This window comes from Bartonella sp. AP331QHHD (assembly GCF_042195905.1).
Lineage (GTDB): Bacteria > Pseudomonadota > Alphaproteobacteria > Rhizobiales > Rhizobiaceae > Bartonella.
This window is the reverse complement of the sequence record NZ_JBHIPG010000057.1, coordinates 14,044-26,887: the sequence shown is the minus strand read 5'-3', so window position 1 is coordinate 26,887 and position 12,844 is coordinate 14,044. Positions and strand designations below refer to the sequence as shown.

At 35.9% G+C, this 12,844-nt stretch carries 10 protein-coding genes and 1 pseudogene; 9 read left to right on the top strand and 2 right to left on the bottom strand.

Annotation, left to right across the window (positions count from 1 at the left end; translation table 11 throughout):
• Positions 1–157 precede the first annotated feature (157 nt).
• Positions 158–883, top strand: coding sequence for a hypothetical protein (locus tag ACFIMS_RS07500; protein ID WP_375696558.1), 726 nt, complete (start codon positions 158–160; stop codon positions 881–883).
• A gap of 1,149 nt (positions 884–2,032) precedes the next feature.
• Positions 2,033–2,161: pseudogene (locus tag ACFIMS_RS07495) on the top strand (hypothetical protein); the annotation flags it as partial.
• A 1,013-nt stretch (positions 2,162–3,174) separates the two neighbouring features.
• Here ACFIMS_RS07495 and ACFIMS_RS07490 read toward each other — a convergent pair.
• On the bottom strand, positions 3,175–3,534 hold the full coding sequence (locus ACFIMS_RS07490) for a helix-turn-helix domain-containing protein (RefSeq protein ID WP_375696557.1): 360 nt from the start codon (positions 3,532–3,534) through the stop codon (positions 3,175–3,177).
• A gap of 1,192 nt (positions 3,535–4,726) precedes the next feature.
• Here ACFIMS_RS07490 and ACFIMS_RS07485 point away from each other — a divergent pair.
• On the top strand, positions 4,727–5,572 hold the full coding sequence (locus tag ACFIMS_RS07485; RefSeq protein ID WP_375610592.1) for a TIGR01459 family HAD-type hydrolase: 846 nt from the start codon (positions 4,727–4,729) through the stop codon (positions 5,570–5,572).
• Positions 5,572–6,573, top strand: coding sequence for a bifunctional riboflavin kinase/FAD synthetase (locus tag ACFIMS_RS07480; protein ID WP_375638600.1), 1,002 nt, complete (start codon positions 5,572–5,574; stop codon positions 6,571–6,573). Before ACFIMS_RS07485 ends, ACFIMS_RS07480 begins: the two co-directional genes overlap by 1 nt.
• A gap of 2,108 nt (positions 6,574–8,681) precedes the next feature.
• Here the strand turns inward: ACFIMS_RS07480 and ACFIMS_RS07475 are convergent.
• Entirely contained in the window at positions 8,682–9,011 is a 330-nt protein-coding gene (locus ACFIMS_RS07475) for a TIGR01244 family sulfur transferase (RefSeq protein ID WP_375610590.1), read from the bottom strand.
• A gap of 993 nt (positions 9,012–10,004) precedes the next feature.
• Between ACFIMS_RS07475 and parA the strand changes: the two genes are divergently transcribed.
• From parA to ACFIMS_RS07450, 5 genes are all read left to right on the top strand, one after another.
• Complete coding sequence (parA, locus tag ACFIMS_RS07470; RefSeq protein WP_375653186.1) at positions 10,005–10,634, top strand: ParA family partition ATPase; 630 nt, start codon at positions 10,005–10,007, stop codon at positions 10,632–10,634.
• Positions 10,631–10,861, top strand: coding sequence for a plasmid partition protein ParG (locus tag ACFIMS_RS07465; protein WP_273790969.1), 231 nt, complete (start codon positions 10,631–10,633; stop codon positions 10,859–10,861). Before parA ends, ACFIMS_RS07465 begins: the two co-directional genes overlap by 4 nt.
• A 1,185-nt stretch (positions 10,862–12,046) precedes the next feature.
• Positions 12,047–12,313 carry an EexN family lipoprotein gene (locus ACFIMS_RS07460; protein ID WP_375627920.1) on the top strand — a complete coding sequence of 89 codons (267 nt, stop codon included), beginning with the start codon at positions 12,047–12,049 and terminating at the stop codon, positions 12,311–12,313.
• A 3-nt stretch (positions 12,314–12,316) separates the two neighbouring features.
• Positions 12,317–12,529 carry an EexN family lipoprotein gene (locus ACFIMS_RS07455; protein ID WP_375621543.1) on the top strand — a complete coding sequence of 71 codons (213 nt, stop codon included), beginning with the start codon at positions 12,317–12,319 and terminating at the stop codon, positions 12,527–12,529.
• Positions 12,530–12,573: 44 nt separating this feature from the next.
• A complete protein-coding gene (locus tag ACFIMS_RS07450; RefSeq protein ID WP_375627922.1) occupies positions 12,574–12,843 on the top strand; it encodes an EexN family lipoprotein in 270 nt (89 codons plus the stop codon).
• The last annotated feature ends 1 nt before the right edge of the window (position 12,844 follow it).

Here is a 12,844-nt window from a genome sequence, read left to right as displayed (position 1 = left end):
ATATTAAAATAATGAAAGAAAGAATATCATTCTTTACAAAATGTAGTTAATCTGCAACACTTATATTTGGATTTTTTCTTTAAAAACAAGGGGATTGCTGATCAATAATCTGACATGATAGGAAAAAAACGAATTTTTTGAGCGAGCGTGTTAAGAGATGCTATTTAAATTGATTGTTATTATTTACATTATGGGGGCTACGGTGTGGGGATTAAGCCAATATAAAGATAAAATGGATTTCAGCATTCTTAAAACATTTGAGACGCAAGATATCCAAGATATTGTCGATCTCTATCGAGAAGAAAAAAAGTTGGGTAGATCTATCACCAAACAGCAATTAGAAAAAAATGAACCAGCTCTCGATTTGCAGAAGAGTGTTTCATTAAATGATGTTGCAAATAATGCTGTTGTTTTTCATGGTAAGGCTTCTGTTACAAGTGGGGTTACATTTAAATTACTGACGCCTGCTGCACAATCTTGGCGCTCACATATCTCCCGTGATATTCATCTTTATGGTGTGGACACATGTGCACCCCGTCAAAAAGCAAGATTAAATGATCAAGAATGGCCCTGTGGTGCGGTTACAACGGCTTGGCTTGTCACCAAAACACTTGGGCAGGATTTATCCTGTAAACAGGCTTTGATGCACAATGGTGTTTATTATGCACAATGTTTTGTTCAAGGGGTTGATTTAGCTGAGGAAGGTCTTAAAGAAGGTATGTTGGTACTCTCAAAAGAGGGGAAAAATCCTATTCCAGCCCAGTATCATCATGCGGAAGAAAAAGCACGTGGCAATAAGATTGGTCTTTGGTCGAGTGATTTCACTGAACCTTTAAAATGGCGGCGAGATAATGGATCCTATAACCCCTTTGCTAGTCTATGATTGGTTTTAACGAACATATTTACTTAAATTTTTATAGAGAAAACTTTATCAATAAAATTGTACCAAATCGTAGAGCAAATTTGAATAAACGGTGAGATTATTTTCGTTTAGGAAGTAAATGGATGGTACTTCCCTTTTCAAGGGAGGGTTGCTTTCAAAATCGCTTCTCTATTTTTACTTATGTGTTTTATAAAAGCAGGAAAATGTCATTGTTGGTGGCAAAGCATTTTTGAGTATTTGTGTTTGAAGGAGAAAGTGAGGCGATAAAAAACGCTCAAGAAACGGATTTCTAGAGCGGTGTTGATAAAAGTAAAAAATAAACAGACCCCAAAATGGTGTAACGTTTGATATAACGGATAAAATCTTTCACAATGCCTTAAAAGAATTCATAGCAAAAGTTTTTTCATCAGAATTTTTGTCTTCAGGATTGGATCACGTTTTTTACTTCTTTAAAAGTGATCAATCTGTTGCATTCCTTGAAAAGCTTTCATAATTATCTGCTTTTAAATTCAGACTTCCAAATGATGGATGGATTTCAAATAGACTCTACACGAAGAAATCTTCGTAAAATGATTTGCATTGCTGATTTTTTTCTATATATCACAAAACGTTTCTATTTAGTCCTCGATGGAGGAACAATAATCAACATACAAATAGGTAAAAAGAGCTCATACTTTTTTGTTATGGCTGCATAGTCCATTGATCGTGAGACTTAAGTATTATAATGCTCATAGGCTTTCTATAGGGTTAGGGGCGATGCCTATTGCAATGTAACTATTTGAAATCAGTTGGACAAAAGCATTAATGCGTCTTCTGATTTCATCATTTGTATTCAGTTTGGGCTCTTTCCCTTCTCATTGTATTTTATGACAAACTCATACGATGGCTATTGTGAGCTCTTCTTGCGTTATTTTACTCAGAGTATTCACTTTGAAAGCAAGCAAGTGATAGTGAGGCTGTATTCTCATACAGTGTGAAAATTCAACCTTCATTTGGGGGGATGATATTAACAGATAAGGTATTTAAAGAGGAGTAAAATGAAAAAAATTATTTATTATGCATGACTCTATTATTCGTCGTGGGGTGTGAAAAACCTATAGCGTAGAAGATTTAAAAAAAGATGCAAAATTAAGAGAAGAATGGGGAACGAAGTGTTCTCTTTCAGGACAAGCTGTTAAGGAATCTAAAAACTGTCAAAATGTTTTACAAGCAGATACTGAAATGTTTTTCTCGCCAAAGCTTGATGTTACAGACCGTGGTCATGCATCTCAACAGTAAAGTGTGATATAAAAATTCTAAAATAAAAAAGTTACGGCTCAACGAATGCTCGCTTCTTCAATTGTTATAGCGGATTTTTTATCATTTTTCATCTTTCAAATGAGCTCCCCAAATCATATTCGCAATCCTATTGTTTGTTTCATCTTTGTTAGATTGAGGATTATGATCATGAGAAAACAGGATAGCATTGTCTTATAGAAATATTTCTCAAGGTATCCAAGCCTATTTTGCGACGCTGTTCGTAAAGGGTATAACGGTAAATCCATTGAGCCCCCCATCTTTACGCTTCATAACGGAGTAAGCCTTGCACCATCACACAGTTTGTCAGCTTGTGGGTGTTGTTTACAGCTCTTGGTAATTGAGACGGTTCGTTTGAGGCATTTTTAATTCTTACTTAATAGTTTTATCCATACGCCTCTTCCCACTTGTAACCTGCAAGAGATATAGTTTTGGTTGATTCAACATGGAACAAGTCTGAAATGAAAGAATCTTACGATATTCTGGATTCTCATTCAACATGTAAAATAATAAATTATCTTTATAAATCAATGTGTTGCCTTATGATAGAGTTGGTGTAGCATTGAGATTTTAGAGGGAAAATATGCCTTTAAGACTTTATAACAGATACTAAGTCTTTAATAGCAGGTATATTAAATGTACATCATTTAAAATAAATAGAGCGTCCATAGCGAAAAGGGGGCCACTCTTTAAATACAGATAAATACTTATTCTGTTGTGCTGTAAAACGCTATTGTTTGCGGGTGTGGTGATATAAGACATAAAACTTTATACATGGGGTGTTTTGATAAGAGAGTGTGATGAATATTCAAGGGAGGGCTTGTTTATATAATTTTGTGAAAGGAACCATATGAAATGGGAAGCTGAGAAGGAGCTATTTTTGAAAAGGCGGATCGTTTATCAACCGGTTTGAGGAGGGGGGCATCCTTTTGGGGTGTGGGGAGAAAGACAAGAATAGGGTGTGTAGCACTTTATAGCTATGCTTTTAAAGCGTTTTAATTTTGATCACAAATTAAGTTTAAAATCGCTTTCTGCTTGACAGATGTGAGGATTCTAAAACTTTTTAAAAGCAAATATTCCTCTTTGCTCGAGGCGATTTCATCATAATGGTACGGGGCGTTGTCTTTTTTTATGATATCAGTGTAAAAAAAGGCAAGTGGAACATTCAAAATATCGGAAGTTTCCTTTAAACGTTCTGCGCTCACGCGATTTAAGCCTTTTTCATACTTTTGGATTTGTTGAAAAGTGACACCTAAATGATGCCCTAATGTTTTTTGAGACATTTTTAGCACTTTTCGCCTAAAGCGAATTTTTTTGCCTACAAAAAGATCAATATTAAGATTTTGAGCTTGCATTTTCCTCCTCCAGGTGCGAGCGCCCTCGCATTGGTATTCCGGGAGCTTGAAAACACTGAACCCTAGTCAGCATTTTGCTTTTAGTGCTTGGAGCACCTGGACATAGCAAAATCTCCCGGAATTCCGGGATACCCACATAGTGGGTTTATTTTTACGCTAGGGTTTCGGGTTTTCAAGACCCCTTTTGATCGTTGCGTATGCGATCAAAACATTTTTCGATTCATAAAGTAATTTTAGGAGATTGGCAATAAAAATAGTTTTTCTTGAGACGGATAGATTTTTTAATAGGAGGTTGTTTGCCTTTCAAAGTTTTAAGGTTTGCTTACTCAACTCATGACATCAGATATGCATTTTACGAAGGTAAACCTTGTTTTTTAAGCTCAAGTTACCGCTTACGGTGCTGTCCTTAACCAATAATCAAAATGATTTGTTTTGATGCGTCTGAGATATCATGATGATAGGGGAAAGCTTTTATGAGTAAAGAGCCCTCATGCAAAATAAACTCAAAACATTATAGATCTTATTGTTGTATATTCACATGTTTGTTTTAGAAGATATTTCTCAATGTTAGCGCCTATTTTACAATGGTGCTTCGTAAAGTATATAGCGTAAAAGCCTCTATGAATGGGATAAAAGCTATATTGCTATCTTTACTGAAAAAAAGATGCTCGGACGGCACATACTCTCTGCCAGTTCAAAATATTACGACAGTTTTTGCCTTTGAAAGGGAGCCTAAGAGCTATTTTTTCTTTCTTCACGTGTTTTTATCTGTACGCTCTCTGCTTATAATATGTAAGCGAATAGGTTTTGATTGATTCAATATAAACAAATTTGAAATGAGAAAATATATTGGGCTTTCTCATGATGCATGTTTTTAAGAGGGGGATACGTTTATTTTCTCAGTGAAGAATTTGAGTATTTTAGATAAAAAACTCTATTAACGTCGTTGTTGTTAGAATTAAAAATTTTATGAGAAAAATAGCATTGGGGAATGATAAGCTTTTGCTATCAAGCATTTTAGAATTTTGCACAACTTAATGATAACTTAGTTATTTTATCATTTCTTATGATCTCTATAGACGATAAAAAGTTGGGATATGGTTTGAGAAAGCAGATGACACAAGTATTATCTTTCGGTAAGTAGTTTTGAAGTAAAAGACAGCTTTAAATGACAAATAGAGATAGGTGCTCCATGAATGAACTTACCCATATTGAGACTATTATAGCGCATTATGATGCTGTTTTTTGTGATGTGTGGGGTGTTGTGCATAACGGTGTGCATGCATTTGAACCAGCGTTGAAGGCGTTGTATAAAATCCGACAAATGGGAAAAACTGTCATTTTATTAACCAATTCTCCTCGGCTACAGGAAGATGTTGCTGCTCAATTACAAAGCATGAATGTTCATAGCGACTATTATGATGCCATTATCACTTCAGGGGATGTAACGCGCGATCTCATTCAGACTGCTCCACGTAAAGTTTTTTTCATTGGTTCACAACGTGATTTGGTGCTGTTTGAAGGGTTAGAGTGTGAATTTGTTGAAGAATGGGAGGCTTCTGTTGTCGTCTGTAGCGGTTTTCTGGAAGATTTTGACGAAGAACCCTCTGCTTATGAGGAGATGTTTCGTCGCATGCGGTCGCGGAATTTACCTTTTATTTGTGCGAACCCAGATGTGATTGTCCATTATGGAAATAAAGAATTTTGGTGCGCTGGTGCATTGGCTCGTCTTTATCAACAATTAGGGGGGGAGGTGCGCATTGCTGGAAAACCTCACGCGCCTATTTATGAATGTGCCTTTGAAAAACTTCAAAAAATACGGGGAACAGTAGAAAAAAGTCAAGTTTTAGCTATTGGTGATGGTCTTTTAACGGATATTAAGGGGGCGGCTCATTTTGGTCTTGATGCCCTTTATATTATGGGGGGGATTCATCATTATGATTATACGCAAAAGGGTGTGGTTGATAAGCAAGCTTTGCATTCTTTTCTTGAACATCATGGTTATAAACCACAAGCAATCATGTGGGCACTTCAGTAATGACTAATTTTTTGCGTCTTCAGGGAATTCATATGTTTCCCTCGGCTTGGCGGGGAGCAGTGTTGGCACTTGGAAATTTTGATGGTGTTCATTGTGGGCATCAGGTGGTGTTGCAAAAAGCACTTGATTTCGCGCGTATAAAAAAGAAACCAGCTGTTGTTTTAACTTTTGAACCCCATCCAAGAAGTTTTTTTCAACATTCAGCTCCTGTCTATCGTTTGACAGAGGCAGCTGAAAAAGCTGAAATTTTTAAAACCCTTGGTTTTGACGGCGTGATTGAACAGCCCTTTGATGCACAGTTTGCCGCTCTTTCAGCGGACGAATTTATTAAGTCGTTTTTAAAGGAAGTTTTTGATGTTTCAGTTGTGGTGACAGGCGAAAATTTTCAATTTGGTCATCAGAAAAGTGGAAATGTACATCTTCTTTGCCAAAGAGGAGAGAAATATGGGTTTGAGGTTGTGCAAGTTCCTTGCGTTGCTCGTCCTCAAGAGTCACAATCTTTGATCATTTCCTCGAGTTTTATTCGGCAACTTCTCTCACAAGGGGAAGTGGACAAAGCAGCCCATTTGTTAGGGTATCACTATCGGATACGCTCCAATATTATTCAAGGTGAAAAACTTGGACGTCTTTTGGGATTTCCTACCGCTAATCAAATGTTGCCTCCCCAAGTTCGTTTGGCTCATGGTGTTTATGCGGTACGTTTGCGTCGTGCGAACGGTGTTTTGTATGATGGTGTTGCAAGCTTTGGTTGTCGTCCAACGGTTGTTAAGGATGGGGCGCCCCTTTTGGAAACCTATTTGTTTGACTTTAACGACGACCTTTATGGGGAAAGCTGTACCGTTTCTTTTTTCCAGTTTTTGCGAGGACAAGAAAAATTTGATGGGCTTGAACCTTTGATTGCGCAAATGCATCGTGATGAAAAAAAAGCAAAAGAAATTTTAAAGACAGTACAACCATTATCAACGTTGGATAGGCTGCTTACTTTTACAAATATGTCCTAAACTGATCTGAAAAAGAGAGAAGAGCCGTAAAAATAGCACTTAAAGTGATTATAATCACAAAGATATATTCCAAAACATCGTGGAATATATGTTTTTTCCGTTGTTGAGAGGGAGAATCGAATATCTGAAGATCTGATTTTGGCATCATTTTTTTCAAAGTTAACGTTATGGTTTTTGTTATCATTCAAAACTTTACTGCTTGTTTCTTTCTGATACGTTAAAACTTATCATAAAAGATGCAGTAAAGAATAAGCAACCAGCCTATTTAGCACTAATAGACGTGAAGAAGGAGAAAGGCTGTTTTTAAAATTTCTTGCGATCTTAAGCTTATAGTTTGATAAAATTTAATTGATGACTTTTTTTATTTAAAAGTTTATTGTTTCTTTTTTTTAATTTGGCTTATTATGTCATTTATGCTGTATCATCGTTTATGATGAGAGTTGGTTCGTGTAACCTTACGCATGTGATATTTTGTATTATGTAATGAATATTTTTAAAAAAGTTTTGTTTGTCGAGTCTTGTGAAGAAGATTAGTGGTCAGCAGCAGTTTTCGTGCTGACCAATCACGTAAACGAGAATGAAGCTGCTGGAAAATGCTTTAAGTTTCGTTTCTCTTGTATATTGTGATGGGGAATGCATATTAAGGAGACTGCGATTGATTGTAGATAAAAGAAATCATTGCGAGAAAGCAGGTGTATTGTTTCAAAATTTCTAATGCTTTTGATGGATAAAGGCACAATTTTGTTGTCGTAACACGTCAATCTTTCAGATTTTCAAGTTAAAAACTATCCATATATTTCCTTTGTCTTTCACAAATGTAACGCCCATAATGAAAAGGAAAGACAGTCTTGTAAGGATATGAAAATACAAAGCCAATAATGTTTTGTTGTTTTTTGATAGAAATATTGGATAAAAGTTAGAACATCTTTCCAATCTATGTTCGGTCTATTCGTGACTGTATCGTATTGTTTTTCTTATAAAACTTTTTCTTTAGTGTTCCTCAACGCGAGCAGTATGTTTGAGACAAAGATTAAAACGCTTTAGTGCTCTCTCTGCTGTTACAGCTTTTGTATACCAGATGGGGAGAGTCTATTGCTATATTCATTTGGATAATCTCTGAAACCGGTTTACAGCCTTATTGGGGAAAAATATGAAGTTATAAAGGGGAAAATCAGTCCAGATGACAGTCTTTTTTAAATTAGGCTTTGCTACTTTCAAAAGGGTTCAGAGCAATATCTCTTAAATCATGAAAATAACAGCTTTAGGCTTTTGTTGTTCTTTGAATAGGATATCACGCCCTACAGGTAAAATAAAATGCTGGAATATCCTTGTTTTGCTAATTTATGCACTTCTTTTAAAGAAATATCTCTCAACGCTTCTCATATTCATTTTCATGATGGCTCTCATGAATGGTATCTTGAAAGCTCCGTTGAGCGCTATCATCTTTATGCCTAATAAAAGAGCAATCCGACACCATCCGTTATATTGACAAGCCTTTAGTGTTGTACAGTCTTGGCTATTTGAGAGCGTTTATGAGAGTTTGTTCTTAACTCGTTTTATTTCACACGAATATTTCTTGCTTGTGACATGCAAGAAACACGCTTTTGATTGATTCACTATAAATAGACTTGAGAGAATCTTACGGTATTAGGATTTATCACTCAACGTGCAAAATAATTAATTGTTATAAATCAATATGTCGCAGTTAATCATAGATTATGGCTTACGGCTTTTTTATAAAATACTCTGCATGCCGTTTATTCGGAATATGGGTTTTCTTAGTGGTTTTACTATCGTTTTAGGTGTCTGTGGCGTACGAATGAGCTCGTATTGGTAAAGGAAGAGAAAAAGAAGGTGGAGCAGTGATAAAAGGTGAGGTGAAAATAATTTTCTTCGATCATCATATGAATTTTCACGCATTTTTATGGCTTCGGGTGTGTATGCTTGTTGTATATTGAGGAGCAAAGCTTGCTTGTAGAGTTTTATGAAGTGGCAAGCCAAAGGAAAGGCGCAAAACAAAGATTATTGACAGATTGTTTTTTACAAATCGATGCGTATTTAAGAATTTTCGTCTTTTAAGGTGCGTAGGAAATGTGCGAACCCTCTGTTTAAAGACGCGCTAAACGATAAAGATGCAGCGAGCGTGATCCGTGATGACAATAGGCAAGAAGAGGCAGAGAGGCTGTTTTTAAAATTGTTTGCATGGCTTCAACAGCTGACTTTTCTATAGTTGGAGGAGAAATGGGAATGTGATAGGCTTTTATGCCATATTCATTTGCGACCGTTTTAATGCTAGAAAAGTCAGGTTGATGGAGCTCTTCGTGATCGGGGCGGTTACAGATAATTGTTTTAAAACCAGCTTGTGCCAATGTTTTGATATTTTCTATGCTAAGTTGGGCGCTGATAAAAATATCAGGTTCAATTTGTTGTAAATTCATTTTTGTTTATTCCCAATTGCACGATCTTCACGATACCCTCTGGTCTGGTATATAGAAAGAACATAATGAAGGTAAGTTTTTCAGTGGCATCTTAACAAAAATATTCTTTTTGTCGAGAAGATCTATTTGGGAAAAATGAGCTGTAAGATGCAAAATATCTCACTCCGCAACATGTTCGTTATGCGATCTTATAAAAGACGGATGTTTGGTCTTTATGGATAATCTATAGTGTTTACTCAGCATAGACATTTCATTGTGTTGTTTGTTTACGCGCTTGCTAGAGGTACCCTTATTTCTCTTAAGCCCATTTTACTCTGTCGAGCGTCAAAGAGTATAAAATTCATGGATCACCACCCTTTTTACGCTTATGAAGAAGGAAGTCGGTACCATTGTTATATTTGCCAACCTCCAATATTGTAATAGTTCTTGGTACTTGAGATTCTGCATAAGAAGCATTTTAAATCCTTTCTTGTACAGTTTTTACCCACACGCCAGCCCTGCTTGTACGTACAAGAGATATGATTTTGATTAATTTAATATAAGAGGCATGAAATGAGAGAATCTTCCTGATTTCGGCTCTCTCATTCAACGTGCAAAACAATGAATTCTCCTTATAGTTTGTTGTATATTCAGAGTGGAGCTTGTTTGTAGAGTTGCATTAAGTGGATTGCATGAAGGGAGAATCCCAAAAGGCCGGTGCAAAATAAGAAGCTGGATCATTTACAGCGCATTGTTTACAGATCGACATGGATTTAAGAATCTTCGTTTTAGGGTGGGGGGGAAGAGCATGCCTCTTTTAAATTTATTTTGTTATTTTCAAGAATATCATCTTCATAATGTTTTGCTCATGTTAAAGAATATTATAAAAAATTGCGGGCTATTATTATTTATCCTGAAAATGGGAGAAATGATTATTTTGCACGTATTGGATGCTTGTTTCTTTTATTACTTTCAGTATAATCGTAAAAACGATAATACTGAAAGGCGTAATGGATGATCATTGGACTTTTGAATCAAAAGGGAGGTGTCGGAAAAACGACGTTGAGTGTTAATCTTGCTGCCAGTTTTGCACGTACTGGTACACGGGTATTGCTTATTGATGTTGACCCACAGGGAAGCGCATTGGATTGGGCTGCTGCGCGTGAAGATGCACCTTTGTTTTCGGTTATTGGTTTACCGCGTGCAACGGTTCACAAAGAGATTACACAGATTGGTCATGGTTATGATCATATTATTATCGATGGTCCTCCGCGTGTAACTGATCTTGCTCGTAGTGCTCTTATGGCTTCGGATTTGGTGCTTATCCCTGTTTTGCCTAGTCCCTATGATATTTGGGCAGCGGATGGAATTGTAAAGCTGATTGACGAAGCACGTGTTTATAAAGAAAATCTCAAATCTGCTTTTGTTATTAATCGTAAAATCGTCAATACAGCGATAGGGCGTGATGTGAACGAAGCTCTTGGCATATACCCCGTACATGTTCTTTCTTCTAGCGTTGCGCAGCGTGTGATTTTTGCAGAAGCAGCAGCACAGGGGAAGGCGGTTTATGAAGTTGATAAGCAAGGACCAGCAGCAGCAGAGATTGAAGCGGTTGCAGCGGAAATCAAGGAGTTAGCACGATGAATAAAAAAATTAAAATCGGCACAAAACCAACGAATAAATCAATCCCTTTAACAGCGGATGCATGGGTAGGAAGCCACAAAGGGAGCATGAGTGGAGGTATGAAGCGCCTCACGATTGATATACCAGAAAGTTTGCATCGGTTGATTAAGGTCAGTTGTGCAAGTCGTGGAACTAAAATAGCTGATGAGGTCCGCGAATTGCTTTCACAAAAATACGGAAAAGTGTAAAAAATGATACGATAATTTCGTTGCTTTGAATGCTTTTTCTAGAGATGATATCGATTGTTTTTATACGAAGTTAATAATAAAAGTGCTCTTCCTTTTTCACGATGGTTGCTTCATTCAAGTTGTTTTTCATAAGGTTCTGTATCATCGCATGAAAGAGCTATGAGTTTGCGAAAAATTCTCCGTTTCAAACTTTTCCCTATAAATGTGATAATCATCATACTACTTGTGATCTTATCCGCTAGATGAGTAGATAAGTTTATTCTTCCATAAAAATTATCTTGATAATGATTTTAAACATCAGGTTATTTTTTTGTTTATTGTACTTAATACATGCGTAAATAATGTAATTAAGAGTAGCCTTGATTATTTTTTTCTGTTATGCAGCAATCCGTTTTATTAAATTATATTCATTGTTTATAAAGGGGGGATAAAAATAAGTAAAATTTACTGATATTGACGCGCTATAATTTTTCCTAATAAACAAAAGAAGTCATTGAGTATATTATAGAAAATATTTCTTACATTTATATGATTTTATAGTCTTAAATATTTAATGCCAGTTGTAATGGTACGCAAGGCAATAGGCTTTTTTCTTCAATTGGAATGTATAAGATCGCTTTTTTAGCATTTCTATTGGCTTTTAAAAAGTACAGGGGGACTTAAAGCTTTCTTTCTTTTCCGGTGGTTTAGAAATGATAAGAGCGCAATTAGTTGATTAAAAGCTGTATTCTTTCGTTTGCAGGGAATTTGCAATGGGTATAGGCATGACGAATTTTGGGTAAGATATCGTGCTGCTTCTCGTTACCAAAAGGTTCTTGAAGGAAAAGAAATGATTAAAAAGCTTTTTGAGAATGTCAAGATATCAGAATTTTTGCTGAAGTTTTAACACTTCAAATACAAAGAGCTGCCGTGCAGATAATGTTACAAATGCAAGTCTGATAAATGAAAGGCAGTTTTCATGATTTAACATGTTTGCGTTGGAAGTGTACGTATTTGCAAAGGAAAGTAGACGCAAGGTCACAATATAGGAGGGGATGTGAACCCAAAGATATTGTTAATAAAATATTCGCGTACAGAAGTGGATTTTAAAATTTTTGAAAATGCACAATGAACCGAATGTACAATTTTAATCGGGTGCTAAATTATGTCCTAAACTTTGTAAATTTGAAAAAGGGGAATTTATTGATGAATAAAGCCATTATTATAGCATTGCTGGTTTGTACTGGACTTTTCGTTGCTGGTTGCGAAAAAACTTACAGCGTAACGGAATTTAAGAAAGATCCCAAATTACTCAATCAGTGGTTAGAGAAATGTTTTATTGCAGGAAGTTTTGATTCAAAAAATTGTAAAAACGCAGAACAAGCTGAATTAGAAACTCGTAAAAAATGGGGAATTTTTGGCTCTGGAAAGGACGACCAAGAAAAAACTGAAGATAAAAAGGAAGGGAATTAAATTATGAATAAAGTCATTATTACAGCATTGCTGCTTTGTACTGGACTTGCTGTTACTGGTTGTGAAAAAACTTATAGTGTAAAAGAATTTAAAACAAATGAAAAATTATACGAGGAATGGGCAAAGAAATGTGAGAACGATGATTCACCGCTCAAATCCTCTCAAAATTGTAAAAACCTTCGACAAGCATATGTAGAACTTTTTTTAAGGCCCTAAATTGTGTCCTAAACTTTGTAAATTTGAAAAAGGGGAATTTATTGATGAATAAAGCCATTATTACAGCATTGCTGGTTTGTGCTGGACTTGTCGTTTCTGGTTGTGAAAAAACTTATAGCGTAGCGGAATTTAAGAAGGATCCCAAATTACTCGAGCAATGGGCAATGAAATGCATGATATCAGAGGATTTAGATTCTCAAAATTGTAAAAACGCAGATAAAGCGTATCGTGAAGTTCATGCCCGAGATTGGCCTGGTTCAAGCTTTGTACATGATGACGAGAAAAAAACTGAAGAGAAAAAGGAAGGAAATTAAA